The following is a 25,412-nucleotide window of genomic DNA, read 5'->3' as shown; positions in this document are numbered from 1 at the left end:
ATAGACGCCACTGTTGGCCATTTAATTAGTGTTGTTTCGAATACAGCGATCCATAAGTGGTAGGACGGTGTGACTGATGTTCCTACGAAGGTCATGTTCGATTTCGTGTGCAAAGCTGTGGGTGGAGAGTTAGCTACTTCTGATGAAACGAGCGAGTGCAGGTGGGTTCCAAAGGAAAATGTTCTGGATTTGATTACTTTACCCGCAATCCGCATGCGTTATGAAGCTTATTTGAACTTTAACGGCTCTGTGAATTATATGGAGTACGTCACTGCGACAACGTCAGAATGTAATGTCAAGCTTCAAAGGCGTGTTTAATTGTACGAGGGCTCGTGTATTAAAAATCTTTGCACTAACGGATAAAGATAGTTAAATACCAGAGGGGCTGCCGCGTGGCGGCCCTTCGCTAACTGGCAGAAATATTATTACATTTATTGGAAACAAGTGTAGAGCATTCAGTGGGGAAACCGGCTCTTTTAAGGAGGCTTGGTGATATTATGCAACTGATTAAAAGAATAACGGATAGTGATATTCTAGGTGGTGCCCCTGAATTTATGGACCACATATCTCGCTATGGATCAAGAGGTGTTTTAGTTGATAACATGTTGAACGTTGCCATGATGTATATGTCAAAATCTAAACTTTACAAGTTACCTGGTGGAGGGATAGATGAGGGCGAAAATACTGATGTTGCATTTTTACGTGAAATCAAGGAAGAAACAGGTTATGAAGCTGAAATTATTCATGAATTGGGCTATATCGAGGAACATAAAAAATGTAATAATTTTATGCAGTTTTCCTACTGCTATATAGCAAAAGCACATAATAATGCCAGTAAAACAAATCTTAGTGAAAGCGAAATACAACTTGGTATGGTGGTTAAATGGATGCCACTAGACAAAGCATTAGAAGTGATGAATTGCTCAGCTCTAAATTGTAATGATTATTCAACTAAATTTATGATTTTACGAGATATGACTATACTTGAAAATGCGGTGGAAAAATTAACGAGAAAAGTTAGTGAGGAGTAGATCGCTAATCTAACGAAGAACGTTTGTTCAGTAAATGTAATATAATTGAAATCTTATTTTCATACAGCATTAATGAATCGAGCCTATAATAAACCTGACCCCCTTTAGAATATAAAACTTAGACCCGCAGCCCGTAGCTGTGGGTCTCTTTTTGCAGGTGGCCAAACTAACGGGCAGAATACTTAAAACCCAAAATAACCACCTATAAACCAAAATTAAAGTTAAAATTGTTATCAGTATCCTATTTTGTTGGGGGTATGCCAATGCGAAGTATAGATAACAGAAATATTTTTACAACGCCCCATTAAAAACGGAGGAATCAAAGGCTGATGAATATAGCAGGTATCCGATACGAACACTTCAATGAAAAAGATTATAATGTCGCAAGAGAATTATTAAGCTTTGACGTCGATGAGGGTGAAGACATCCTTCGGGTGCTTGCCGAAGAACCGGAATTGTTTATTACCGCGTTTATTGAGGATAAGCTTGTTGCACTGGCTCAAGTGAACAAACCTGCATCTCAGTCCTATTTAACTGTGTTTGTCGCTCCACGGTTTCGCAGGCAAGGAATCGGTTCTGCAATGGTAAAGTATGCTGAGACTGAATTGCTGGCGGGTGGAACCCAAAAAGTCAGGAGTTCCTTTCGTGCTGGTCATCAATCATCTCTTGCGTTTGCGCACAAGCTCGGTTATGAGAAATACTTTTCATCGGCTTTAATGCAGCTAACAGGCAATCCCTTTCCCTTGGACGAGCTTCCGGTGAGGCTGTATACGGACGAAGACTATCTTGCCAGTCAATCGCTGTATGCCACAGCTTTTCATGAAATGCGCGTCCGAGTCGGGTGCTTTCCCGATTCTGTGATTGCCCAGCCCAGTGAAAAAGAACGAAGAGCATGGAAAGAGGATGCGGAAAACCGTTTTGTCTACGAAATAAATGGGAAAATCGTCGCTTATAGTCACCTTTCTGGTAATGAACTCAGCAGTATTTCCGTCCATACAGACTTTCAGGGGCTTGGGATTGGAAGAAAGTTTGTTATGTATTTGTGCAACGAGATCTATCAACGTGGCAGTGCAAAAGTCGACCTTTGGTGTGTTGTCGGGAATTATGCCAGAAATCTGTATGACAGCCTTGGCTTTAAAGAAAAGTATATTATGCAATTTATGCGGAAATCACTGTAATTTGTTGAACTAACGGGTACGGATAGCTGAAGGCGTACATCCTGTTTTCTGCCGATATTTATATGTTTAAAATGAAAGAATGAGAGAGCGAAAGGTGAGACGCTATGCATCTGCTTATTCCTGGACAAGAAAACCTACTAATTAATCATCTCGTTTTAGATTTTAATGGAACGATTGCTTTAGACGGACTGATCTTACCTAATGTTAGGGAGAAGTTGTTAGAATTAGAGAAACTACTTAAGATCCATGTATTAACCGCTGATAGTAACGGTAGTGCCGCTAGAGAATGTGAGGGACTACCCGTAGAGCTGCACGTTATCGGCCAAGATGATCAACGAGAGGAGAAAAGAAGATTTGTTCGTACGATTTCACCAGGTGTTGCTGTTTTGGGCAACGGGGTAAACGATGAACTAATGTTTCGTGAAGCCGATCTTTCAATCGCTGTAGTAGGGCAAGAAGGCTGTGCAACGGCGACATTAATGAGTAGTAAAATAGTCGTCACAGACATAATTGATGGATTGAATTTGTTGTTAATGCATCATCGGCTCATTCCAACGCTCAGAAAATAACCATTTTGTTTATTACTGACAAGTACACCACCAAAATGAAAGAGGTCAACCAGTAAATACTGGTTGACCTCATAATACGCCGAGGAACGATAGCTCTATAGGGTAGTCTACAACTTTTTCATACGGATTTAACTTAAGCAACACTTCAATTTATAAATATCTTTGAGATTAAAATGACCGGGATTCCTTGATAGATAAGGAGTCTCGGTCTAATACTTTATTATTACAGAGCAGTTGCGTTAACGGATTTTCGAAGCCATGGAGCAAACCTCCCATATTTTCACCTAAGGTCTATGACATTGCCTTACTTTGTCCTGTAAAAAAAAGGAATATAGCTTATTGACTTACGGAAAATAATCGTCTATTCTATTGTTGACTGATTCAGTCAATCTAAAATTCGAACGCATTTTTTTAGCTGAATATTGACTGATTAAGTCAATCGAAAATTAGGAGCGAATCATATGAAGAATATACAAAAAGAAGGCAAGGCGATCGTGATCGGTGGCAGCATCACAGGTTTAATGACGGCAAGGGTCCTCTCGTCGTATTACGAAGAGGTAATCCTTATCGATAAGGATGAGTTTCCTCATCATCCCGCAGATCGGAATGGCGCTCCGCATGGCTTTCATCCCCATAGGTTCACACAGCGTGGTAAAATGATTACGGAGCAGCTTTTTCCTGGCTATGAGGAAGAACTGGTGGCTCTTGGTTCACCAAGTTCATTAAATAAAACCGTTCATATGATGAATCAATATGGAACGGTAGCCGGACCTTATCAACGGAATGATATCAAGTTCAGCCGTGCTGTACTGGAGTGGGTGATTCGTGGACGTGTAAAGGAGATACCCAATGTACGGCTGCTAGCGGAGCATGATGTCATTGGGCTTCTTACAACTCCGAAATATACGGCTGTTACAGGGGTCCAAGTACGTAGGCGGGGAACAAGCAAGAAGAGCGAATTCTTGGCGGATCTTGTTGTGGATGCTAGTGGCCGTGCCTCCAAACTGACGCAATGGTTGAAGGAGTTTGGATATGATGTACCTCGCTCTGATCGGATGAAAGCAGCTATCGGATACAGTACGCGTCGATATAACGTACCTGCGCATTTGAAGCACCTGATTGAGAAATGGGATGTGATCAACATCATGGGCCAACCGGTCAAGGGAACATTTACGGGTGTATTTTCCTTTATAGAGAATCAGGTGGCTGAAATGCTGCTGTATCGTCCAGGTGGGCACTATCCACCAACGAATGCGGAAGATTTCGAACAAGAGGTCGCTCAGCTTCCTACCCCCATGATTGCAGAAATCTTGTGTGAGCTCGAACCTATCACCCCGCCTAAGGGTTTTCGCGTACCAGAACTGTACCGTCACCACTATGAGCAAATGGAAAGATGGCCGGACGGATTGTTAGTGTTGGGCGACGCTTTCTGTATCTATGACCCGATTTTTGGTCAAGGGATGACGGTTGCTGCCATAGAAGTGGATTTGCTAAACACCTTGTTGCAGGAGCGACAGAACAACCCTGAGCTTCATTTCGAGCAAAAGGTGCTCCGTAGGATACAAGAAAAGGTCATTACCCCTGCCTGGTGGTTAAATTGCGCGGCGGATTTGCAGTGGGATGGCGTCGAATATGAGGCAGGCACAGAACCACTCAAGGGAATTACTTTTGGCAGCAAGTATATGAATTTGATCCTGAAAGAGGGGACTGCGAATCATAATTTCAAGCTATTCGGTTTGTACTGGGGCGTTAATTCGTTATCATTGCCTCTGCATGAATTGTTTAATCCACAGATGGTCAAGTCGGTGCTTGAGGCATCGGAGGAAGGACAGCAACTACTCGCGGACCTGCTGAAAGAATACGAGCTGCCATTAGAAGAAGCATTAACTAAAATAATTCCAAGTTAGGAGTGAAAGACGTATTGTCTCCGTTGAATGAAGAACAACAGCATCATATTCGAGATGAACGCAGGGAGCAAATTATAAGCGCTGCGCTTAAAGTTTTTGCAAGGCGGGGGATTATTGGGACGAAAATGAGCATGATTGCCGCTGAAGCCGAGATTAGTCATGGACTGCTTTATCATTACTTTGCGTCTAAAGAAGAGCTTTTCACAACACTTGTTGAAAGAGCAATGATTGCATCGGATGAGGCTATGCAAAGTGTTTATGAGCTGCCTGGCTCGCCGATCGATAAAATCAGAGCGTTAACGCAAGATATGTTGGATGAAGGTGGTACGGACTACTTTCTGCTGATCCATCAGGCACGAACATCAGATGGAGTGCCTGAAAAGGTGTTGGAGTTGATGAAGCATTACTCGATGGACAATTACGTCAAGCAACTGCAGGCATTATTCCGAGAAGGACAAGAGCTCGGAGAGCTTGTGGATGACGATTTGGACGAAATGATTTCATCTTACCTATCGGTCCTCTCTGGTCTGATGGTGCTTAATGTGCAGAAGATTGGTGGCTACCAGCTTCCGAGTGTTGACGTGCTGCTGAGGATGATTGCTCCTTTATAGCGAAGAGTGACATGTCAAGTAAGGGCTGTTTTCAAGTAGATAAAATCTACTTGAAAACAGCCCGTTTTTTAATTCAATAAACAGCGGCAGTCTAGGACTTGATATTTTCTCGTCCAAGGCTGCCGTTTGTATTTTAAACAGGTCAGTCTAATACTTAATTTTCAAAAGTTGCCGATTCTACAATTCAAAAAGAGCACAAGATCAAAAACTCCAGTCTAAGACTTTGTTTTCCTTGAACAGGAGAACCTTAAACTGTAAAAAAGAATTCCAATCGCCCATCCGTTTACAAAGTGCCCGCAGGACCAAAAAATTCATAGTGGCGGTCCGTATCAGGTACACCCCATTCACGGAGCGCGTGGTTCACTGCTTTCATAAACGGTACAGGTCCGCAGAAGTAAAAGCTAGCTTCCGCAGTCGGTATAATGCTTTGGAGCCATGGCAAATCGATATATCCTTCTTTATGAAAAGCATGCTCGGCTGCATCGGCTTCCGTCGGTTGCTGATAGCACCAGGCAACAGTCACCTGCGGTTGCTGCTCGGCGAGTTCTTCAACTTCCCTGCGCAGCGCATGGTGCTGACCGTTCTGAGCCGCATGGATAAAGGTAACCTGACGATTCGGCGACATGGTTGGAAGGGAATGCAGCATGCTGATCATTGGTGTCAGCCCAACACCGCCGCTGATAAGTACAACAGGCCGAGTATCCTTTTGATCCAGTGTAAAATCACCAGCAGGCGCGGACAACCACAGCACATCCCCCTCTTGCACTTGCTTGTGCAGATAGACCGAAGCCTTGCCCGCAGGAATAGCAGGATTGTTATCCTCGCGTTTTACAGAGATCCGATAGTAAGGCTTCCCGGGTGCATGAGAGAGGCTGTACTGCCGAATATGAGTATGATCTTCCCCTGGAATCTGAATTCGGATACTTACATACTGCCCCGGTTCAAATGTTGCGAGTGCGCCCCCATCTTGGGGGGCCAGGTAGAAGGAAGTGATGACGTCGCTTTCTTTGTTTTTGCGTTCGACTCGGAACGGTCTGAAATCCTTCCAACCTCCAGGTTGTTGTGCAGATGTATCATACATCTCGGCTTCAATACTGATGAAAGCATCCGCTATGATCCCATAGGCTTCAGCCCAAGCTTGAAGAATTTCGTCGGTTGCTGCATCGCCAAGCACTTCTTTGATGGCTGCAAGCAAATGGTGGCCGACAATTGGATAATGCTCCGCCTTGACGCCCAGGCTGCGATGCTTATGGGCAATTTGTTTCACAGCAGGTAAAATGGCTTCGAGCCGATCAATATGGAGGGCTGCCGCATACACGGCGTTGGCTAGAGCGGTTTGCTGCCGGCCTTGTTTTTGATTCGCATGATTGAATATATTCAGCAGCTCGGGGTGATCTGTGAACAACCTGTCATAGAAACGTTTAGTTATCGTTACACCGTGAACTTCCAGTACGGGGACTGTCGATTTAATAACTCGGATGGTTTGCTCGGTTAACATAAAGGATCGCCTCACTTCACATTGATTAACTTGATGCCTTAAGTATAGTGAAAAAGAGGATGGAACCTGTGTGATTATAATCACAGGGAATAGCAACAATCTGTGACGTAGGCATGATGCTGAATCCGAGGTATACTGGATAAAATAAACAAATACAGGAGTACTTGTCGATGCCTGATTGGTCTTATCACGCGATATTTCGTCCGTTGCTATTTCGACTGCCGGGGCACATAGCCCGGAACTTGACCCTCCATGCGATAGGTGGATTAAGCCGCGTCCCAGGCGGAACGTTCGTGATCAAAACGATGGGTCACATGGAGCTGTCGCCGATCCTCGAGGATGAGCTGGCGGGGGTGCCGATTCAGTGTCCTATCGGCCTCAGCGGCACGCTTGATCCGCACGGGACCGCGCACAAGGCGCTGGCCCAGTTCGGGTTTGGCTTCATCGAGATCGGACCTGTGACGGTCCGAGAGGTACGCAATGACGCGCCGATCGAACGCGACGCTGAGTGTGAAGCCATCGTGTACCCCGATGGCTATGTCAATGAGGGCGCGGATGCGATCGTCCAGCGCCTGCGCAAGGGCACAGGGCATCGCCTGCCGCACTTCGTGCGGCTGCGGCCGATGCCGGGCAGTTCACCGCGCGAGGCGCTGATCGAGCAGCAGGAGCTGCTCGAGAAGCTGGCGCCGTACGCGGCGGGGTTCTACATCGATGGCCTCGCCGAAGGCTGGCCACCGGATGAAGCCATAGCGTACCTTCGCGAGGTACGCCAACTCGCACTAGCAGCGGCCCCGGGGAAGCCGCTGCTGCTCTACCTGCCGCAGCCAACTCCCCTCGGGATGCTGCGTGAACTCACCGACACCGCCGAGAGCTTCAGCGGTGTCGTCGTCGGCGAAGCGCTGCGCGAGCCGGGCACCCGCCGCGAACGCATCGGCGGCGGTGCGGAGGCGCTCACCGCGCAGCTGAGCCAGGTCCGTCTGCTCCGCGAGTCGCTTGGCGAGCGGAGCACGATTGTTGCGGCTGGCGGTGTTCATCAGCCGCAGGATGCTCTAGAGCTGTTGGCAGCTGGAGCGAATAGCGTCCAGCTGCATAGCGGGCTGGTGTACGCGGGGCCAGGGCTGCCCAAGCGAATCAACGAAGCGATCATTCATGATCGCATCAGGCAAACAACTGAGCCCCAGCCGCCTTCGTTTTGGGCTAATTGGGGCTGGATGAGCCTGCTGGGTATCGGCATGATGATCGGTGGTGTGCTCGCATGGCTTATTGCGTCCACAAGCGTCCTCTTGCCTTACGACGAAACTTTTCTTGGCGTGAGCCGAAGTGTCATAAATCGATTTAATGGGCATATTATACATTTCATGTCCCATGACCGCATTACTTTAGCCGGAACGATGATTTCAATCGGTATCTTTTATTATCAACTGGCTCGTCATGGCTTGCGTTGCGGGCTTCATTGGGCGCGAACTGCGGTAGTTACTTCGTGTGCTGTGGGCTTCAGCAGCTTTTTCCTTTATCTCGGCTATGGCTATTTTGATCCTCTTCATGCCGCAGCTGCGGCCGTGCTGCTGCCGATGCTGCTGCTGACCTTGCGCGGATTGAAAGATCATCCCTCCCGTAAAAAGCCAGGCGTGTTGAATGATTCTGTTTGGCTCAGAGCGCAGTGGGGGCAATGCTGCTTCGTTGTACTTGGATTTGGTTTAGCAATCGGAGGCTTGACGATATCTTTCGTCGGTATCACTACCGTGTTCGTACCGACAGATTTAGCCTATCTCGGCCTGACAGTCCAGCAGCTTGCTGCTTGGAACGATCACATCATTCCGCTCATTGCTCATGACCGAGCAGGATTCGGCGGAGCGCTCTTTTCACTAGCGGTAGCGATTACAGCCTCCGCTTTATGGGGGGTTAATCAAGGCGAGAGCTGGTTGTGGTGGACGTTTCTCTGGGGCGGTCTTCCCGGATTTGCGGCCGGTCTTCTGGTGCATGTTCACATTGGCTATATGGACTTCATTCATTTGTTGCCTGTTTATATAGCTGTTCTGCTGTATGTGGTTGGATTGTATCTGATGTATCCGTTTTTGGTTGGCAGAGCGGGCGGGGAGAAGCATTAATTCACGTAACGAAAAATATTAACATAAAGGCAGGTGGGTCGATGGAGAAACTAGCCATTATTTCAGATATCCATGGTAATATGCCTGCATTCGAAGCGGTTATGAAGGATATTCAGCATCGACATGTTACAGAGATCATTTGTCTAGGGGATTTAGTAGGGAAGGGACCGCATTCGGATCTCGCTGTTGATCACGTACGTGAAGCTTGCGATGCGGTCATTATGGGAAACTGGGATGATTTCATCGGTAATCCTACCGAAGATCCGGTTTTACTTTGGCAGCAGACTAGGCTTGGACGCGAACGGTTGACTTATTTGAAAGGGCTGCCTTTTTGCTATGAGTTCTGGATGAGCGGGAAGTTCGTGAGGTTATTCCATGCTTCGCCAAGAAGCGTATATGAACGTATTCAGCCATGGGACCAGATGGAAAGCCGTATGTCGATGTTTGAGTCCTCGGACTTGTGCGGGGAGCCTTTGCAAGCTGACGTAGCAGGCTATGGTGATGTTCACAACGCCTATTTGCAGATTCTTAAGGGTAAAATGCTTTTCAATACAGGAAGCGTAGGGAATCCGCTGGATTTAACGCAAGCATCCTATGTCCTTCTTGAGGGGAATTATCACAGCAAACAGCCCGCGGCGTTTAATTTACAACACGTGAGAGTGCCTTATGACATTGAACTCGCCGTACAGCACGCGAAGGATGAGCGGATGCCGGATTCAGAGGCCTATATCTTGGAATTGCGGACGGGTCAATATCGCGGAAAAAAGACGAAAGAGTAACAAAAAAGCTAAGTAGACCCTAAAAGGTTTACTTAGCTTTTATCATTTGTTAGAACGTTTTAGCTAAGGCTTGCGCACGGCTAATCGCGTCCTCTTTAATTTGCGGAGCCATGTCAGGTGACTGAGCCATTCCCTCAACAAAAATTCCTTGGAAATCCGTAATGCCGAAGAATGACATGATGACACTTAAATAACGATGTCCCATTTCCATAGCGGCAGCAGGTCCTTCCGAATAAACGCCGCCGCTAGCTTGGATATGCAGCGCTTTTTTGTCAGGCAGCAAGCCTACAGGGCCAGTTTCTGTGTACTTAAACGTCTTGCCAGCGATACAAATAGCATCAATATAGGCTTTCATAAGCGGTGGGAATGAGAAATTCCACATTGGCGTAACGAATACATATTTATCCGCTGCTACAAACTGATCCGTTATTTCGCCGAGTCGACCTACTTTTGTTTGTTCTTCCTTGCTCAAATCTGAGAATTGTTGACCGCCTCGCAATTTTCCCCACCCGCTGAATACGTCGGCATCAATGTGAGGCAATTGAATGCTGTACAAGTCCAGATGGATGACTTCATCATTAGGGTTTGCTTCCCGATAGGTATCAATAAAGGCTTTTCCTACAGCCATACTGAATGATGTTTGGTGGTCATGAGGATGTGCTGAGATGTGTAAAACAGTTGCCAATGTGATCCGCCCTTTCGTTGCATGTTAAAACCTTTATTAATGTTCATTAAAGGCAGACAAAGTATGCGTTGTGGATGAAGTTGGCTTTTAACGATTGCTAAATTTGTAAACCTATGTACATTGAGCATAAGCTCCTTTTGGTATATGATGAAAGACGGTGCATTTGACTTCAATATTTGCCCTTCATATGGCTGCCAACAAATTTATATAAAGTGAGATGGATGAGATGAAACCTAAGGATTTACACTATAGAATGCCAGCAGAGTGGACAACACACGAACGTACATTTATTTCTTGGCCCGTTCAATCTTCGATGGTTTATCCGGAGGATCATGCGGTTGTATCAAAAGGCTATGCAGATTTGGTCAAGGCCATTGCTGAGTTCGAGCCTGTGACAGTGATCGTGAACCCGGCGGATGCTGAGCAAGTAAAGGCTATGTTCGACGAGACGAACGTTGATTTTCTGATCATTCCGCATAACGATGCTTGGTTCCGAGATAACGGCCCAACGTTCTTGTTAAATGAACAGCAGGAAATCGCAGCTGTGAATTGGAAATTCAACGCGTGGGGCGGCAAATATGCGCCGTGGGATCTTGATGATAACGTGGCTCCGCAAATTCTAGCGCATCACGGTGTGAAGTGTTTTGACGCTCCGCTCGTCATGGAAGGCGGCTCCATTCATGTGGATGGAGAAGGTACGCTTTTGACAACGGAGGAATGTCTCCTGAACACGAACCGAAATCCAGATCTAAGCCGTGAACAAATCGAAGAGTATGTGAAAGACTTCGTCAACGTCGAGAAGATCATCTGGTTGAACAAAGGGCTGGACGGCGATGAAACGGACGGTCATGTTGATAATATTGCTTGTTTCGCGGCTCCAGGCAAAATCATTTTACAGGTCTGCAACGATCCATCGGATGCAAACTATGCGATTACTCAGGAGAATTTAGAAATTCTGCGCAATGCGACGGATGCTAAGGGACGTTCTTTTGAAATTATCCAGATCGAGCAGCCTCCTTTAACATTTTTTGAAGAGCAGCGTCTGACGCTGAGCTATTTGAACTTTTATTTCGTAAACGGCGGCATTATTTTGCCAGTGTTCGGCGGAACAGCGGAAGAGACAGATCGTAAAGCGGCAGAGGTGCTAAGCGCAGCTTTCCCAGATCGCAGAATCCGCACAATTAACGGCATGTCGATCATCAAAGAAGGCGGCAACGTTCACTGCACGACACAGCAAATGCCAGCTAGCAAGAAAGGGTGATTCCATTGAGAAAAGTTACAGTAGCAGCAACGCAAATGAGCTGTTCCGAAAATATAGAAGAAAACATTCGCAAAGCAGAGGCCTTGGTTCGCCAAGCAGCCGCGAAGGGCGCTCAAATTATTTTGATCCAAGAGCTGTTTGAGACACCGTATTTCTGCCAAAAAGAGAAGTCCGACTACTACCATTACGCGACGGAGCTGGAGAATAACAAAGCGATCAAACATTTCCGCGAAATTGCTAAGGAGCTTCAGGTCGTACTGCCGATAAGCTTTTATGAGAAAAAGAATTACGCGCGCTACAATTCGTTAGCTGTCATCGATGCTGATGGCGAGGTGCTTGGCCTTTATCGCAAAAGTCATATCCCTGACGGTCCGGGGTATGAGGAGAAGTTCTATTTTAACCCTGGCGATACCGGGTTCAAGGTTTGGAAAACACGCTATGCCAAAATCGGCGTAGGCGTATGTTGGGATCAATGGTACCCAGAAGCTGCAAGGGTAATGGCTTTGATGGGTGCGGAGCTGCTGTTCTACCCAACTGCTATCGGCTCTGAGCCGCAGGACGGTTCGATCGATTCTAAGGATCACTGGCAAATGTGCATGCGCGGTCACGCCGCGGCGAACTTGATGCCGGTTATCGCGTCGAATCGCATCGGTAAGGAAGAAGATGAGGAATCCAGCATCAACTTCTATGGTTCGTCTTTCATCGCAGGCCCGCAGGGCAATATGATTGAGGAAGCTGGCCGCAATGAAGAAACGGTGCTTGTTGCCGAATTCGATCTCGATCAGCTGGAAGTTCAGCGTATTGAGTGGGGCATTTTCCGCGATCGGCGTCCGGATCTTTACAAGAAAATTGCTACTTATGATGGTGAGCAGGTACTGTAATCGCAATGCTCATTCCGTTGTTGAAAGGAATTTTACTGGGGCTCTCGATCGCTGCACCGGTCGGGTCCATTGGTATTTTATGTATACGAAGAACGATCACATTAGTCAGTCAGGCATTGCTTCAGCTGTTGCCCTGGTGTTCGGGGTATTCGTAGGCTCCGCCTTATGGTGGTTTGCGCTAAGTACTGTGATTGGCATGCTTCGAGATCGTATTCATGTTACGGCTTTTCGCTGGATCAACCGAATATCGGGTGTCATATTAACCGTGTTTGTCTTGGTAGCCATCATAGGGCTGCTCCTTGGGGAGTAGCTCTTTTTTTGATGATTTCATTGTTGAACAAAAGCAAACGGAAACTACGATCCGCTATTTATCAAATATCCAGCCTTTTTGAGCGTAGAGGGAACATGGAGACGTTATTTTGCCGTTTTTGCCTTCATGAGAATTCGGGGTGTTAGAACTAGGTCGGAGAGAAGTCACTTTCCGGTCTAGTTCTTTTTTCTTCAAAGACGCCTTGCAAATGTCCTCAAATTTATGACAAAATCAACATAGATTCACTGAGTGATGGAGCAAGCTTAGAAACGTGAGTTTCTTGGCGTTAGGGAGAGCACACTAATGAAATAACAAAATGTGATTATCATCTGGGAATGCTTTATTTTTTTTGTATATGGGTTATATATATATAAATGATTGGAGTGATCGTGCGATGGACTCTTCCAAATATCAGAAATATTTCTCAACCGACGGCTTCTGGCTGAAACTGAAAAAGGGCGCCAAAAAGGCAGGCAGCAAAGTCATTTACAGCGGATTGCTGCTCTTCTACGCCGTAGAAAGTCCAAAAACACCGCTTAGAGCAAAAGTTCAAATCTACGGCGCGCTGGGCTATCTCATTTTGCCGTTGGATCTTTTGCCGGATTTGCTGCCGATTATCGGATATGTAGATGATTTAAGTGCTCTGGGGTTAGCCTTGGCATCTGTCGCAAGGAGTATCGATGACGATGTGAAGCGCAAAGCGAAGAACAAGCTGAGGGATTTTCTTGGTGATGATGTGATGAACAGCAAGGATATTATCGATATTGATGGGCAGCTTGTAGAGCAGAAAGAGAAGGAATCAGAGAGCGATGAGCAAGGAGTAAAATAGGGTGTTGCTGACTACTCCCCGGGCAGTTTGCAAAGCGTTAGCTAATCTAAGTAATTAAAGCTTCAGAACGAGCTAATGGTAGAGGATTTGTGCAGTAACTGGGTGAGTTGGATGCGACTACATGCATAAAGTGCATCAAATCATCGTATATTTTCTGTTTGAAGTAGTAATGATGTATTTTCTGTACATCAAATCTCCATATTTTACTCATTTAAATTAGAGTAGTCTCCAAATGAGAAAAGACACCCAAGAGGTGTCTTTTTTATTAACAGCTAGAATTCAGCAAGAAATCGTCCACCCGTAAGAATCCTCAATCCTTCCGTATTGAATCCCAGTAATCGTATCGTAAAGCCGACGAACCAGATCACCAATGTTACCTTGGTTAATCACCATGGGCGTACCGTTCCACAAGAGACTGCCAATAGGGGACACGACGGCAGCCGTACCTGTACCGAAAGCCTCCTCTAGAGTTCCGTTCTCATAGGCGAGAACAATGTCATCGATCGAAATTTTCCGCTCTGTAACCGGAATGCCCCACTCTTTCAGCAGGTGAATGATGCTTTTTCGTGTGATGCCATCCAGAATACTGCCGCTAAGGTTCGGGGTCACAACTTCCCCGTTGATTTTGAAAAAGACATTCATGCTGCCTGCTTCTTCTATATAAGTCTTCTCGATGGCATCCAGCCAGAGCACTTGAGCACAGTTGTGTTCTTTGGCGAGGGCTTGTGCTTTGAGGGTTGCAGCGTAATTACCAGCTGTTTTGGCACTGCCTGTACCACCTTGAACGGCCCTGGCATAATGGCTTTCTACAAGGATGTTGATGGGTTGAAGCCCTTCTTCATAGTAGGAGCCTACCGGTGACATAATGATTACGAACGAATAGCGCGATGAGGCGCGCACCCCTAAGCCGGCTTCGGTAGCAATCACAAAAGGACGAATATATAAAGAGGACCCCTTCTTTCTGGGCACCCACTCCGCATCCACACGAACGAGGGTTTGAATGGCGCCTACGACGAAATTTTCATCCATTTGAGGCATTTGCAGCCGGTCGCTGGAACGGTTTAGTCGCTGTGCATTTTGGTCAGGTCGGAATAGAACAATCTCATCCTTTTCCGTACGAAAAGCCTTTAACCCCTCGAACACGGCTTGCCCATAATGGAAAACCATCGCTGAAGGATCATGGGAAATGGGCCCATAAGGGATAATACGCGGATCATGCCAGCCTTTTCCTTCCTCGAAATCCATCATAAACATATGATCGGTAAAATGACGCCCGAACCCTAAGTCCTCTTCAAAACGGGGCTTTGCTTTACAACTCAGATTGTGTTCGATTCGAATCTGTCCATACATCGCCATCAACCACCTTTTCGAATGTGCTTTCTTGTTATCGTTACTATAGATAAATAACAATCATTGATCAATTGCGAATAATCAATTACCATCATAGTTAATAACTATGATCGGAGGCATACCAAGATGGAGCATCGATTGTTGGAATACTTTTTAGCGGTATGCGAAGAACTCCACTTCACGAAGGCAGCGGAAAAGCTTGGCATCAGCCAACCCACACTTAGCCAACAGATTCGTTTGTTGGAGCATCGGGTAGGATCCCCCCTTTTTCAGCGAATCGGAAAAAAGATTTACATCACAGAAGCAGGTGAGATCCTTCATAAACATAGCAGGAACATGTTCCATGAGTTGGATCAAGCTCAGGCGGCTATTAATGAGATCCAGGGTATGCAGCGGGGACGGCTGCGTATTGGTTGTTCCGGTAATCATTTGCTCACCGCGACGATTATTGCTTTCCATGCCCTCTACCCGAAGATCGAGCTATCTGTGACCGAGCTCGCTACCGAGGAGACGAAGGAGCGTCTGCTGAGCAACCAGCTTGACATCGGCGTGGTTTTCCTGCCTGATGAAGATGAACAGTTCCATTACATCCCGTTGTACAATGAACAGCTGCGGTTTGTTATTTCGGACAAACATCCGCTAGCACAGGCGAAAGCCATTCGTTTGGCGGACTTAGCCCAGCTTCCAGTCGCTATGCTCCAGAGAAAGTTTTATGTTCGGCAAATGATGGATGATTGCTGTGAGCAGTCTGGCTTTGAGTGGAAGCCGGCGATAGAGCTCTCAACCTTGGAGTCACTGCTTCAGATGGCCAAAAATAATGTAGGCGGAGCTATTTTGCCACAGTCCTATGTGGACAGTATCCGCAGCAGCGGCATCCGGAGTATCCCGATAATAGACCCGATTCCCCAGAAGGACGTCGGCATTGTTTATCGGAAGGATATGTTCCTGTGTAAGACAATGGATATGTTTATGAAGCAATTGATGCAGCAGTTTTTTTTGTAGACATAGGAAAGATAACAGAGCGCGGGAAATTGAAAGACATAAGACAGAAGACAGAAGACAAAACAGATTTAGGCATTTAACATGTAAAATGAGGGATGATGTATGGAACATATATACGTATACGCCTGCCACGAAGACGAGCAGGCGCTGTGCCAGTTAGAGCTGCGCACCTTACTGGGCGCAGAGGCAGTGCTTGGCGCGCGCTACGCGGTTAGCGCGCGTCGTGTAGAGCCGAGCCGCAGCCCGTTTCTGAAGCTGCGGCTGGATGTGTTGTTCGAGGCCGGCAGCTTGCCGGAGCTGGCCTCGATGGTGGCAACGTTGACCGTGCAGGGGTCAACGTTCAAGGTTGCGTTCGCGGAGACAGACGCTGCCGTCAGTACGGACCGCCAGCGCGAGGTCGCTCTCGAAATAGGCCGGCATCTTCGCGGCAAAGCCGAGATGCGACGGCCGGAGCAATGGTTCGCCGTGACGGAGCTGGGAGGCCGATGGTTGTTCGGCCACTGCAGCTACGGCGAAGCCGTGTGGCTTCAGCATCAGCAGAAGCCACAGAACTACTCCACCGCCCTGAGTACGCGCGTAGCGCGGGCGGTGGTGAACATTGCCGTGCCCATTGTTGCGGGCACGAAAGCCATTGACCCGTGCTGCGGCATCGGCACGGTTCTGGTGGAGGCGATGTCGATGGGGATCGACATCGTGGGCTGCGACATCAACCCGCTGGCGGTGCGCGGTGCGCGGGTGAATCTCGAGCACTTCGGCATGCCCAACGTGGTGAGCATCGCGGATATGCGGACCCTAGGCTTGGTAGGTGAGCATGTTTCGTCACCGACCAGCCTTGGATGCATAGGCGAGCAGGTAGTGGAATCACCGACCAGCCAGCAGGTCCGCTATGATGCGCTCATCCTAGACATGCCGTACAATCTCTGCTCGAAGCTGCCGGAGGACGAGCAGCTTCAAATGCTCCAAAGCGCCCGCCGATTAGCGAACCGCGCGGTTATCGTTACGACGGAGCAGATCGATCCGCTCATCGCGAAAGCAGGATTTCGCATCGCAGAGCGCTGCACCGTCAATAAAGGTAACTTCATCAGACAAATTATCGTCTGCGTCTAGCACTAATAAAGCATTTTACCAAGCGGTCCATCTTCAGTGATGATATCCTGGATGGCATACACAGAAATAGGAAAATACAAAAATCCATAGACATAAGCGGCCAGCTCATACACTTGAAAATAAATGACCAAAGCCTTATCGGCGATATAAAAATCCTGGTCGGGTCTAATACGATTAAATTCTACCAACAAAGGAATATCCCGAGTTTTAAGCTCAGCCTTAATAATGGCACTAAGCTTGGCAACATAATCGCTGCCGGGCTTAAACAGATCTTTGAGCGCATAGGCTTTGCCTGATTCCGTGTTGAAGGTCAGTGCGTTTTGGATCGTTAGTCCATGGGCTCCGCCCGAAAAAGCATAATTCCATAAGGTCAAGCTAAGGATACCGCGTTCATTCGTCTTAAGCTCATAATGAGCCGTCACGTCTGTCTGCGGATTTTGTGGATAGCCTTGCTCGCGAAGCTGCTTATTAACTGCGTTAACAATCGCTGTGTTCATTGCAAGCTCTGCCGTGTAAGGCGAATGCTTCACAACAGCTGGGTACAGTAGGTTTAATTTATCACGAAGCACTTTATACGTCTGTATACTAACGGGTTCATCTAATCCGTTCATCTTCATCATCCATCCATACGTTTTTGTTACAATTTATTCCGTGGGTGGGCGTTTGGTTCAATGTTCTTGGAGATGTTGGAGAATAAGAGTCTCGAAAGACTCCTATTGCGGAATAAAATACAACAAACAGAAGAATAGAAGCCCTAAAAGACTTCTATTTCCATCAAATTACCTACTATAACTCACTTTTTTTGAAAATAAGAGTCTCTAAAGGCTGTTATTTCGTTCAAAAGGGATGAAAACAGAGAAATAGCAGTCTCTGGAGGCTCTTATTTGGGGAAGCGCGGAGAGGTAGGGAGTAGAGGAAGGAAGAAAGGAAGGAAGGAAGGAAGGAAGGAAGGAAGGAAGGAAGGAAGGAAGGAAGGAATAGGCGATAGAAGTAGGAGTTAGGAAGTAGAAAGATGGAGGAGCGCAGCTGTGCTAGAGAAGTGGAAAAGTAATTGTGTGTAGAAGTGAGTAGTGCAAAGTGGAGTTGATCAGCAGAAGTTTGGTGAAGTGGTGCTGGACAAGGGGAGTAAAGAAGTAGAAGGCTAGACGAATGGGGTGCACAAGTGTGGAGAATTGGAGCAGTTAAAGCACTCTGATTGGTCGAATTTGGCAGCGAGGTTCACTCAGCTCATCCGCCTATTATCCTTTAATACCAAAAAAAAAAGCTCTTCCTCGGTCTCGATAGACCAGCAGGAAAAGCTCTTTTTGCAGTGCTTTATAGTTGTCTAACGGTGTTAATTCTTAATCATCTAAAATGATTTGCAGCGGATTACTCTTGTGAGGACGTATCTTCATTGGCGCTGGAGTTTGTTGCTGTACCTTGAAGCAAGGAGTTTAATTCCTCCACTTTTTGTTTAGATTCGCTATCTTCCGCGTTGGCTTGTGCGGCATTAATGCCATGGCTCACCACATCATCACTGCTGTTGGTCGTTGACATTTGAAATCACCTCCTCTAAGTTTCAGTTGATTAGTAAGTATAAGTTAACGGTGAACTTAAACTTAAGGCATCAACCCTGATAAACGCACTCGTCCTAAAGGACAGCGTAAGCCGTTTATCTTTGACTAACTAAGTATGTCTCTATTTTCCAGTAAACATACAGGCAGTTTATTTGATATTAGAATGTAACCGCTATTAATCATAGGTAAAGACTATAAAGAATGTCTATTCTAACTATTTCACAAATATCGTAAGGGAGAGCATAATAGAAGAAAATGGAAAGGTGATGATTTGCGTATGGGGAAATCATTTGAAGCGCTGCTGCCGGAGCATGAAGCATTTATCGAGAAGCAGCACATCTTCTTTGTGGGATCGGCACCGCTATCGGCGGAAGGACATGTTAATCTTTCTCCGAAGGGTCATGATGTGCTGCGTATTTTATCAGCGAATGAAGTGGCCTATTTGGACTTAACGGGGAGCGGGAATGAGACAAGCGCGCATCTGGAGGAGAATGGACGAATTACGTTGATGTTCACAGCCGTGGAAGGACCTCCGATGATACTGCGCCTGTATGGGAAGGGGCAAGTTGTTTTGCCAGGTACCCCAGAGTGGGAGAAACTGTCTCCGCGGTTTACGTTGCTGCCAGGAGCTCGGCAAATCATCGTCGTCCAAGTCCATGAGGTCAAAACATCATGCGGTTACAGTGTTCCCTTTTACACGTATGAAGGAGAGCGGAAAACCCTGCAGAATTGGGCGACGAAACAAGGCGAGCAAGGGTTGAATGACTATTGGCAAGCAAAAAACGTGACAAGCATGGACGGACTGCTGACGACACTCGGTCAAAAGTTATCCACAGACACTGTATAAGATCGCATTTTTTTAGTCAAAATGTTTCCGCAACACCTCCGGCGCTTCTCGGCTTTTACGCGTCGCGCTATCCATCGTTACGCTGGTGACAAGGGCATCAGCACATAGCTCGCCTTGCTTGTTGAAAATCTCTTGCTTCAGCACATAGCTGGAGCGTCCCATTTTGTCAGGGCGGCAGGTGACCGTTAATTGATCTCCTTGTTTGCATTCTTTTTTATAATTGATGGTGATGTTCACGGTAACAGTTTGAATCCCCATCGCGCCAAAGGTTTCATAGGATAGCTGGGACTGCTCATACCATTCCTCGCGCCCCCATTCTAGGTACTCCAAATATTTGGCATTATTGACGTGTCCATTCACATCAATTTCCGTTGATCTGACGATAATATCAAGTTTGGATTCCATGAAAATGAGCTCCTTCTTTTACACCTGGCATGGGCAGGTGTTTTTGTTCATTATAGCTCTCCTACGGGTGTGAAAACCAGTAAAAGGCTCATACTGCTCCATAATGTGGGCAAACTATGCCTTGCGTGTTTGGTGATGTCAGTAGATTGGTTAACTTATTTTATCTGTATATAAAGCTAGGTTCAGGAGGCGGTGCAAAATGGCGCAAGATTATCGCGTTGAAAAGGATACGATGGGTGAAATCAGAGTACCTGTGGATAAGTTATGGGGGGCTCAGACGCAGCGCAGCTATGAGAACTTTAAGATTGGCACGGAACGGATGCCGGTGCGGTTGATTGGGGCTTTTGCTTTGTTGAAAAAGGCCGCTGCGCAGGTGAACCGCGAGCTAGCCGGGTTAACTCCAGAGAAGGCGGAGGCGATTGCGCAGGCTGCCGATGAAATCGTGGAGGGCCGCTGGAACGACGAGTTCCCGCTCGTCGTCTGGCAGACGGGCAGCGGGACGCAGTCGAACATGAACGTCAACGAGGTGATTGCTCACCGAGGCAGCGAACTGCTGGGAGATGGCGGCGAACGCATACATCCCAACGATGATGTGAATCGTTCGCAGAGCTCGAACGATACGTTCCCCACCGCGATGCATGTCGCTGGCGTCATCGCGGTGGAGGAGGAGCTTTTGCCTGCGATGGAGCTTCTGCAGGCTACGCTCCAGAGCAAGATGACGGCCTTCGCCGACATCGTGAAGATCGGCCGCACCCACCTGCAGGACGCCACCCCGCTGACACTGGGGCAGGAGATCAGCGGCTGGTGGGCGATGCTGGAGCAGACGGCGCGCATGGTGCGCAGCAGCGTCGATACGATGCGCGAGCTGGCTATCGGCGGCACCGCCGTCGGCACAGGGCTGAACGCGCATCCCGAGTTCGGCGCGCGCGTCGCCGAAGCTTTGTCTCGCGAGACGGGCACGCGCTTCGTCTCAGCAGAGAACAAGTATCATGCGCTGACCAGCCATGATCAGATCGTTTACGCCCACGGCGCGCTGAAGGCGCTGGCGGCGAACTTAATGAAGATAGCCAACGATGTGCGGTGGCTATCTAGCGGTCCCCGCTGCGGGATCGGTGAAATCACGATCCCGGAGAACGAGCCCGGCAGCTCGATCATGCCGGGCAAGGTCAACCCCACGCAGAGCGAAGCGATGACGATGGTCGTTTGCCAGGTGATGGGCAACGATGCGGCCATCGGCTTCGCCGCCAGCCAGGGCAACTTCGAGCTGAACGTGTTCAAGCCCGTGATCATACACAATTTCCTGCAGTCCGTGCGGCTGCTGGCTGATAGTATGCGCTCGTTCAACGATAACTGTCTCGTTGGCATGGAGCCGAATCGCGAGGTGATTCAGCGCAATCTCGAGCAATCCCTTATGCTGGTTACAGCGCTCAACCCGTACATCGGGTATGAGAAAGCGGCCAGCATCGCGAAGCAAGCCCACAAAGAAGGGCTGACACTGAAGGAGTCAGCCGTGAGCAGCGGCTACTTATCGGCTGAGCAGTTTGACAGCTACGTGCGTCCGGAAGACATGGTGAGTCCAAAGGCAACGTGAATAGTAACCGGGGGAGACGGAGGGAATGTCTCCACACCACAAAAGAGGTTGGGACGCAGTTTAAGACTGCAGCTCAACCTCTTTTTGTGCCTGTCCCACCCGCACCCAACTGCAAAAAGTGCAGCAAATTCGAGATAATTTATCATCCTACGTAATAAAGATGCAAAAAGTACATCAAATTCAACTGAATTCGTCAATTTCGACTGTTTTTGGGGGGATTTACTGCACAGAATGCAGCAAAATCCCCAAAATACGCTCTATTCTACGAATTTAACTGCACAAAATGAAGCTTTTACTCGCAAAGCTGGCTTCTGAAGTGATTTGCAGGATCGGACGTTGGAGGTGGGTGCTTCGGATATATGGTGTGCAGTGTACCAGATGTAGGTTCCAGCAGGAATCTTTTATGGTTTGCAAGGTATCAGATGCAGGCTGCAGCAGATCTAATGTAGTTCACAGGGTTTCAGCAATCTTTTGCAATAGGCTTCAAATGTGGTTTGCATAGGTCTTCAGCTGTTTGTCACAGTTAGCCCAATAACCCCACCCACCGTTTCCCTTCACATGTAGTTATGCATGTTTAATTTTCGTTATATAACGGAATATAAGAATCAAGTACTCTTAGATATGTAAGCACATACATTTAAGATTACCTGGGAGGTCACATATCAGATGAAAAAATCATTGAAACAATGGGTCGGTGTTGGAACCACAGTTATCATGGCAGCAACGGTTGTTGCAGGATGCGGGAGCACGCCAGAGACGATGAAACAGCCAGCAGCTTCACCAGGTGCAACCGCCGCTAATGCGAAGCCTTTTGCAGGAAAGACGATCTCTTTAGTAGCAGCGAACCATCCTTGGGCAGATGCAATCAAGCCTTTGCTGCCTGACTTCGAGAAGGAAACGGGGATCAAGGTTAACGTTGAGAGCTTTTTCGAGGATCAGCTGACACAAAAACTAACCGTACAATTTACATCCGGTTCTGCGACACCAGACGTTTTCATGTATCGTCCGCTTCAAGAGGGCAAGCTTTTCTATAAAAATGGTTGGGTTCAACCGCTGGATGATTATGCTCAAAAAGCAAAGGACTATGACTTCGCTGATTTTGCTAAATCAGCTGTTGGTTCCACAACTGTAGATGCGAAGCTAGCTGGTATTCCGATTATTACTGAGCAAGAAATTTTGTACTACCGCAAAGATCTGCTGCAAAAAGCTGGTATTGCGGTACCGAAAACGTTAGATGAGCTGCAAGCAGCAGTTAAGAAGCTGCATGATCCGAAGAACGAAATGTACGGTTTTGTGGCTAGGGGCCAACGTTCACCGCTAGTTACGCAAGTATCTTCCTTCTTATACTCAGAAGGTGCGGACTTCACGAATGGCGATAAAGCGACGATTAACACGCCAGAAGCGATCAAAGCATTTACAACGTACGGCACTCTACTTAAGGATTATGCACCTCCAGGCGTACTCAATATGTCTTGGCCGCAAGCTTTCGGTATTTTCGCTCAAGGGAAAGTTGCTTTCTTAACGGATGCGAACTCACTGTACAAAAATGCGACAGATCCAGCGAAGTCCCAAATCGCCGATCAAGTTGGTTTTGCAGCAATTCCTGCGGGTAAAGCAGGTTCCAAACCTTACAGTATTACATCTTGGGGTCTTGCAATGAATGCCAAATCGGGTAATAAAGATGCGACTTGGGCATTCATTCAATGGGCAACAAGCAAAGATATCGTGTTGAAAACACAGCAAAAAGGGAACCCAGGCGCTCGTGCATCGGTATGGGATAAACCAGAAGGTACGACAGGCTTCCCAGCTGATCTTGTTCCTATCATTAAAGAAAGCTCCAAAAACGGTGTTGACCACGACCGTCCAACAGTAATTAGTGTAGGTGAAGCTCGTGATGCCGTTGGTGAAATCGTACAAAAATTAATGACTGGTGAAACGAACATTCAGCCAGTAGCAGACAAAGCGAATGCAGCTTTGCAAGCGATTATGGATAAAGATAAAACGAAATAAATACAGCACGATTGTTAGCAATGAGGGTCATCTCAAGTGGCCCTCTTCACCCTTTGCATAAGGGTACAATTTCATCAGGAAGGGTGAATGAAGTCATGCAATACAGTTGGTTTAACCGCAATTTAAAATGGATTTATACACTTCCGGCGGTCATCTTCGTCCTGTTGATGATGTTGTTTCCAATCATCTATACATTCCGAATTAGCTTCTATGAGTGGAGCATGTCCGCAACAACACCGCCACTTTTTGTAGGGTTGTCGAATTATATCGCCTTATTCAAAGACGAACGCTTTTGGCATGCCACAGGTTCAACGTTCTACTTCACAATCATGGCCCTTGGGCTTGAAGTTATCCTGGGGATCGCGATTGCCTTGCTGCTGTCGAGGGAATTCAAAGGCAAAAACATCGTAAAAACGGTATTCCTGCTGCCCATGGTAGCAACACCGGTAGCTATGGGCTTGGTGTGGATGCTCATCTATGAGCCGACCATTGGGGTAGCTAATATGATGCTCAAATCGATGGGGTTGAAGCCTTTACTATGGCTAGCCTCACCTAATCAGGTTATACCTTCCTTGGTTATTGTAGACGTCTGGCAATGGACACCAATGATTGCTCTGATTATTATGGCAGGCTTAGCTACACTTCCAACCGATCCTTATGAGGCGGCAGATGTGGACGGTGCAACCGCATGGAGAAAGTTCGTTTCCATTACGCTGCCCTTGCTGAAACCAACGATCATTGTAGCGGCGATGCTGCGCTTAATCGATGTGTTGAAGACGTTCGATATTATTTATGCGACCACACAAGGCGGACCGAATTTTGCTTCAGAGACATTGAACTTGTATGGCTATGTGCTCGGATTCCAATACTTTAAGTTGGGTATGGCTTCATCGTTACTTGTTATCTTCTTTGCTCTGGTGATGGGACTGACTTTATTTATGATATGGATGCGCAAACGATTGGAGGGAACCTCATCATGAAGCCAAAGAAGGGCTTAAGATTTATACAAATGCTGCTAACGTTCCTAGTCCTAATCGCTTTTGGTTTTCCATTTATCTGGATGTTATTGGCTTCTTTCAAGACACAATCACAGATTTTATCGACAGGCGATATCTTCTTTTTCAAACCGACTTTTCATAACTATGTCAGTGTGTTCAAAGAGTACAATTTCATGAAGTTTATTTGGAATAGCTTCCTTGTTGCAGCTGGATCAACGCTTTTGTCCCTCATTTTAGGGCTTCCTGCAGCGTATGCAATTGCAAGACATCACCTTCACAAACTGGGACTTCTCATCTTAGTTGCGAGAATTATTCCGGGAATCACATTCTTGATTCCTTGGTTCATCCTGTTCTCCAAGATCCATTTGGTAGACACGTATACAGCTTTAATTCTAAGTCATATGCTTGTTGGATTACCGTTTATTATTTGGATTATGATTTCATTTTTTGAGGCACTTCCTACGGAAATCGAAGAGTCTGGGCTTATCGATGGATGTACGCATCATCAAGTGTTTCTGCGCATTATTTTACCTATCTCAGGACCAGGTGTCATTACAGCATCGTTACTCTCCTTCATATTTTCGTGGAACAATTTTATGTTCTCGGTTATCTTGGCAGGGGACAAAACCAAAACATTACCGATCGCTGTGTTTAACTTTATGTCCTATTCTGAAATCAACTGGGGTGCGCTGATGGCAGCGGCTTGTATCATTACACTTCCGGTTCTGATCATTGCTTTAGTGTCTCAACGCTACGTGGTCAGCGGACTTTCTGCTGGTGCAGTTAAAGGCTAATAACGAAGACATAACGATACGAGGGTAGTCGTTACCTTTTCTTTGCATGACTTCTCTCGTATAGTTAACTCTAAGTTAAAAAGCTTAGCAGAAGCATGGAAGGTG

26 protein-coding genes are annotated in these 25,412 nt (G+C 47.0%); 19 read left to right on the top strand and 7 right to left on the bottom strand.

Translation table 11 applies throughout. The annotated features are described in order from the left end of the window. Positions 1-69 precede the first annotated feature (69 nt). The 6 genes from GC102_RS38885 (at position 70) to GC102_RS38860 (ending at position 5,296) form a co-directional block, all read left to right on the top strand. On the top strand, positions 70-318 hold the full coding sequence (locus tag GC102_RS38885) for an NUDIX hydrolase (protein ID WP_216628308.1): 249 nt from the start codon (positions 70-72) through the stop codon (positions 316-318). Between the two features lie 179 nt (positions 319-497). Beyond that, the gene (locus tag GC102_RS38880; RefSeq protein ID WP_171694260.1) at positions 498-1,031 is read left to right on the top strand and encodes an NUDIX hydrolase; all 534 of its coding nucleotides are present in this window, start codon (positions 498-500) and stop codon (positions 1,029-1,031) included. A gap of 329 nt (positions 1,032-1,360) precedes the next feature. Further along, entirely contained in the window at positions 1,361-2,209 is an 849-nt protein-coding gene (locus tag GC102_RS38875; protein WP_171694259.1) for a GNAT family N-acetyltransferase, read from the top strand. Positions 2,210-2,313: 104 nt separating this feature from the next. Beyond that, positions 2,314-2,778, top strand: coding sequence for an HAD family hydrolase (locus tag GC102_RS38870; protein WP_171694258.1), 465 nt, complete (start codon positions 2,314-2,316; stop codon positions 2,776-2,778). Positions 2,779-3,239: 461 nt separating this feature from the next. Beyond that, positions 3,240-4,685 carry an FAD-dependent oxidoreductase gene (locus tag GC102_RS38865; RefSeq protein ID WP_171694257.1) on the top strand — a complete coding sequence of 482 codons (1,446 nt, stop codon included), beginning with the start codon at positions 3,240-3,242 and terminating at the stop codon, positions 4,683-4,685. A gap of 14 nt (positions 4,686-4,699) precedes the next feature. Next, positions 4,700-5,296 carry a TetR/AcrR family transcriptional regulator gene (locus GC102_RS38860; protein WP_171694256.1) on the top strand — a complete coding sequence of 199 codons (597 nt, stop codon included), beginning with the start codon at positions 4,700-4,702 and terminating at the stop codon, positions 5,294-5,296. A 283-nt stretch (positions 5,297-5,579) separates the two neighbouring features. On the opposite strand, the gene hmpA is transcribed toward GC102_RS38860, so the two are convergent. Together hmpA and GC102_RS39920 are read right to left on the bottom strand one after the other, a co-directional pair. Continuing rightward, positions 5,580-6,794 (bottom strand): NO-inducible flavohemoprotein, encoded by a 1,215-nt coding sequence (gene hmpA, locus GC102_RS38855; protein ID WP_171694255.1) that lies wholly within the window; start codon positions 6,792-6,794, stop codon positions 5,580-5,582. A 540-nt stretch (positions 6,795-7,334) separates the two neighbouring features. Next, a complete protein-coding gene (locus GC102_RS39920; protein WP_246321371.1) occupies positions 7,335-7,622 on the bottom strand; it encodes a hypothetical protein in 288 nt (95 codons plus the stop codon). An 11-nt stretch (positions 7,623-7,633) separates the two neighbouring features. Between GC102_RS39920 and GC102_RS38850 the strand changes: the two genes are divergently transcribed. Both GC102_RS38850 and GC102_RS38845 read left to right on the top strand, forming a co-directional pair. Next, positions 7,634-8,902 carry a hypothetical protein gene (locus GC102_RS38850; protein WP_246321370.1) on the top strand — a complete coding sequence of 423 codons (1,269 nt, stop codon included), beginning with the start codon at positions 7,634-7,636 and terminating at the stop codon, positions 8,900-8,902. A gap of 41 nt (positions 8,903-8,943) precedes the next feature. Next, positions 8,944-9,681, top strand: a complete 738-nt coding sequence (locus tag GC102_RS38845; RefSeq protein ID WP_171694253.1) for a metallophosphoesterase family protein — start codon at positions 8,944-8,946, stop codon at positions 9,679-9,681. A 49-nt stretch (positions 9,682-9,730) separates the two neighbouring features. Here GC102_RS38845 and GC102_RS38840 read toward each other — a convergent pair whose 3' ends face one another. After that, complete coding sequence (locus GC102_RS38840; protein ID WP_171694252.1) at positions 9,731-10,366, bottom strand: FMN-dependent NADH-azoreductase; 636 nt, start codon at positions 10,364-10,366, stop codon at positions 9,731-9,733. Between the two features lie 226 nt (positions 10,367-10,592). Between GC102_RS38840 and GC102_RS38835 the strand changes: the two genes are divergently transcribed. The 4 genes from GC102_RS38835 (at position 10,593) to GC102_RS38820 (ending at position 13,647) form a co-directional block, all read left to right on the top strand. Beyond that, the gene (locus tag GC102_RS38835; RefSeq protein WP_171694251.1) at positions 10,593-11,627 is read left to right on the top strand and encodes an agmatine deiminase family protein; all 1,035 of its coding nucleotides are present in this window, start codon (positions 10,593-10,595) and stop codon (positions 11,625-11,627) included. Between the two features lie 5 nt (positions 11,628-11,632). Then, positions 11,633-12,508, top strand: a complete 876-nt coding sequence (gene aguB, locus GC102_RS38830; protein ID WP_171694250.1) for an N-carbamoylputrescine amidase — start codon at positions 11,633-11,635, stop codon at positions 12,506-12,508. Positions 12,509-12,587: 79 nt separating this feature from the next. Then, positions 12,588-12,818, top strand: a complete 231-nt coding sequence (locus tag GC102_RS38825) for a LysE family transporter (RefSeq protein ID WP_246321364.1) — start codon at positions 12,588-12,590, stop codon at positions 12,816-12,818. Positions 12,819-13,212: 394 nt separating this feature from the next. After that, positions 13,213-13,647, top strand: coding sequence for a YkvA family protein (locus GC102_RS38820; RefSeq protein WP_171694249.1), 435 nt, complete (start codon positions 13,213-13,215; stop codon positions 13,645-13,647). 279 nt (positions 13,648-13,926) lie between these two features. Here the strand turns inward: GC102_RS38820 and GC102_RS38815 are convergent, their stop codons facing one another. Next, positions 13,927-14,997, bottom strand: coding sequence for a branched-chain amino acid aminotransferase (locus tag GC102_RS38815; RefSeq protein WP_171694248.1), 1,071 nt, complete (start codon positions 14,995-14,997; stop codon positions 13,927-13,929). Between the two features lie 126 nt (positions 14,998-15,123). Here GC102_RS38815 and GC102_RS38810 point away from each other — a divergent pair, with 126 nt between their 5' ends. Continuing rightward, positions 15,124-15,999: a LysR family transcriptional regulator gene (locus tag GC102_RS38810; protein ID WP_171694247.1), complete on the top strand. Its 876-nt coding sequence runs from the start codon at positions 15,124-15,126 to the stop codon at positions 15,997-15,999. Positions 16,000-16,101: 102 nt separating this feature from the next. Further along, positions 16,102-17,106, top strand: coding sequence for a TRM11 family SAM-dependent methyltransferase (locus GC102_RS38805; RefSeq protein WP_171694246.1), 1,005 nt, complete (start codon positions 16,102-16,104; stop codon positions 17,104-17,106). A 2-nt stretch (positions 17,107-17,108) separates the two neighbouring features. Here GC102_RS38805 and GC102_RS38800 read toward each other — a convergent pair whose 3' ends face one another. Together GC102_RS38800 and GC102_RS38795 are read right to left on the bottom strand one after the other, a co-directional pair. Then, complete coding sequence (locus tag GC102_RS38800; RefSeq protein WP_171694245.1) at positions 17,109-17,717, bottom strand: PdaC/RsiV family protein; 609 nt, start codon at positions 17,715-17,717, stop codon at positions 17,109-17,111. 757 nt (positions 17,718-18,474) lie between these two features. Continuing rightward, complete coding sequence (locus tag GC102_RS38795) at positions 18,475-18,642, bottom strand: hypothetical protein (RefSeq protein WP_171694244.1); 168 nt, start codon at positions 18,640-18,642, stop codon at positions 18,475-18,477. A 297-nt stretch (positions 18,643-18,939) separates the two neighbouring features. Here GC102_RS38795 and GC102_RS38790 point away from each other — a divergent pair, with 297 nt between their 5' ends. Further along, positions 18,940-19,509 (top strand): pyridoxamine 5'-phosphate oxidase family protein, encoded by a 570-nt coding sequence (locus tag GC102_RS38790; protein WP_057304454.1) that lies wholly within the window; start codon positions 18,940-18,942, stop codon positions 19,507-19,509. Positions 19,510-19,521: 12 nt separating this feature from the next. Here GC102_RS38790 and GC102_RS38785 read toward each other — a convergent pair whose 3' ends face one another. Continuing rightward, the gene (locus GC102_RS38785; RefSeq protein WP_171694243.1) at positions 19,522-19,914 is read right to left on the bottom strand and encodes an acyl-CoA thioesterase; all 393 of its coding nucleotides are present in this window, start codon (positions 19,912-19,914) and stop codon (positions 19,522-19,524) included. Between the two features lie 199 nt (positions 19,915-20,113). On the opposite strand from GC102_RS38785, the gene fumC reads away from it, so the two are divergent. The 4 genes from fumC (at position 20,114) to GC102_RS38765 (ending at position 25,307) form a co-directional block, all read left to right on the top strand. After that, positions 20,114-21,505, top strand: a complete 1,392-nt coding sequence (gene fumC, locus GC102_RS38780) for a class II fumarate hydratase (protein ID WP_171694242.1) — start codon at positions 20,114-20,116, stop codon at positions 21,503-21,505. Positions 21,506-22,171: 666 nt separating this feature from the next. Then, positions 22,172-23,515, top strand: coding sequence for an ABC transporter substrate-binding protein (locus GC102_RS38775; RefSeq protein WP_376769443.1), 1,344 nt, complete (start codon positions 22,172-22,174; stop codon positions 23,513-23,515). A 95-nt stretch (positions 23,516-23,610) separates the two neighbouring features. After that, positions 23,611-24,495, top strand: a complete 885-nt coding sequence (locus GC102_RS38770; protein ID WP_171644436.1) for a carbohydrate ABC transporter permease — start codon at positions 23,611-23,613, stop codon at positions 24,493-24,495. Further along, a complete protein-coding gene (locus GC102_RS38765; protein WP_171694241.1) occupies positions 24,492-25,307 on the top strand; it encodes a carbohydrate ABC transporter permease in 816 nt (271 codons plus the stop codon). Before GC102_RS38770 ends, GC102_RS38765 begins: the two co-directional genes overlap by 4 nt. The last annotated feature ends 105 nt before the right edge of the window (positions 25,308-25,412 follow it).

Origin of the sequence: Paenibacillus germinis (assembly GCF_013141785.1) — a bacterium.
GTDB classification, from domain to species: Bacteria; Bacillota; Bacilli; order Paenibacillales; family NBRC-103111; genus Paenibacillus_E; species Paenibacillus_E phytorum.
This window is presented reverse-complemented; position numbering and strand designations above follow the sequence as displayed.

Bases quoted from the DNA above. Each gene is read 5' to 3' on its own strand.
- GC102_RS38850 (WP_246321370.1), top strand. From the start codon at position 7,634: ATGCTGCGTGAACTCACCGACACCGCCGAGAGCTTCAGCGGTGTCGTC.
- GC102_RS38795 (WP_171694244.1), bottom strand. From the start codon at position 18,642: ATGTCAACGACCAACAGCAGTGATGATGTGGTGAGCCATGGCATTAAT.
- GC102_RS38775 (WP_376769443.1), top strand. From the start codon at position 22,172: ATGAAAAAATCATTGAAACAATGGGTCGGTGTTGGAACCACAGTTATC.
- GC102_RS38880 (WP_171694260.1), top strand. From the start codon at position 498: ATGCAACTGATTAAAAGAATAACGGATAGTGATATTCTAGGTGGTGCC.
- hmpA (WP_171694255.1), bottom strand. From the start codon at position 6,794: ATGTTAACCGAGCAAACCATCCGAGTTATTAAATCGACAGTCCCCGTA.
- GC102_RS38815 (WP_171694248.1), bottom strand. From the start codon at position 14,997: ATGTATGGACAGATTCGAATCGAACACAATCTGAGTTGTAAAGCAAAG.
- GC102_RS38765 (WP_171694241.1), top strand. From the start codon at position 24,492: ATGAAGCCAAAGAAGGGCTTAAGATTTATACAAATGCTGCTAACGTTC.
- GC102_RS38785 (WP_171694243.1), bottom strand. From the start codon at position 19,914: ATGGAATCCAAACTTGATATTATCGTCAGATCAACGGAAATTGATGTG.
- GC102_RS38865 (WP_171694257.1), top strand. From the start codon at position 3,240: ATGAAGAATATACAAAAAGAAGGCAAGGCGATCGTGATCGGTGGCAGC.
- GC102_RS38820 (WP_171694249.1), top strand. From the start codon at position 13,213: ATGGACTCTTCCAAATATCAGAAATATTTCTCAACCGACGGCTTCTGG.
- GC102_RS38770 (WP_171644436.1), top strand. From the start codon at position 23,611: ATGCAATACAGTTGGTTTAACCGCAATTTAAAATGGATTTATACACTT.
- GC102_RS38825 (WP_246321364.1), top strand. From the start codon at position 12,588: ATGTATACGAAGAACGATCACATTAGTCAGTCAGGCATTGCTTCAGCT.
- GC102_RS38845 (WP_171694253.1), top strand. From the start codon at position 8,944: ATGGAGAAACTAGCCATTATTTCAGATATCCATGGTAATATGCCTGCA.
- GC102_RS38875 (WP_171694259.1), top strand. From the start codon at position 1,361: ATGAATATAGCAGGTATCCGATACGAACACTTCAATGAAAAAGATTAT.
- GC102_RS38800 (WP_171694245.1), bottom strand. From the start codon at position 17,717: ATGAACGGATTAGATGAACCCGTTAGTATACAGACGTATAAAGTGCTT.
- GC102_RS38810 (WP_171694247.1), top strand. From the start codon at position 15,124: ATGGAGCATCGATTGTTGGAATACTTTTTAGCGGTATGCGAAGAACTC.
- GC102_RS38790 (WP_057304454.1), top strand. From the start codon at position 18,940: ATGGGGAAATCATTTGAAGCGCTGCTGCCGGAGCATGAAGCATTTATC.
- GC102_RS38870 (WP_171694258.1), top strand. From the start codon at position 2,314: ATGCATCTGCTTATTCCTGGACAAGAAAACCTACTAATTAATCATCTC.
- fumC (WP_171694242.1), top strand. From the start codon at position 20,114: ATGGCGCAAGATTATCGCGTTGAAAAGGATACGATGGGTGAAATCAGA.
- GC102_RS38835 (WP_171694251.1), top strand. From the start codon at position 10,593: ATGAAACCTAAGGATTTACACTATAGAATGCCAGCAGAGTGGACAACA.
- GC102_RS38805 (WP_171694246.1), top strand. From the start codon at position 16,102: ATGGAACATATATACGTATACGCCTGCCACGAAGACGAGCAGGCGCTG.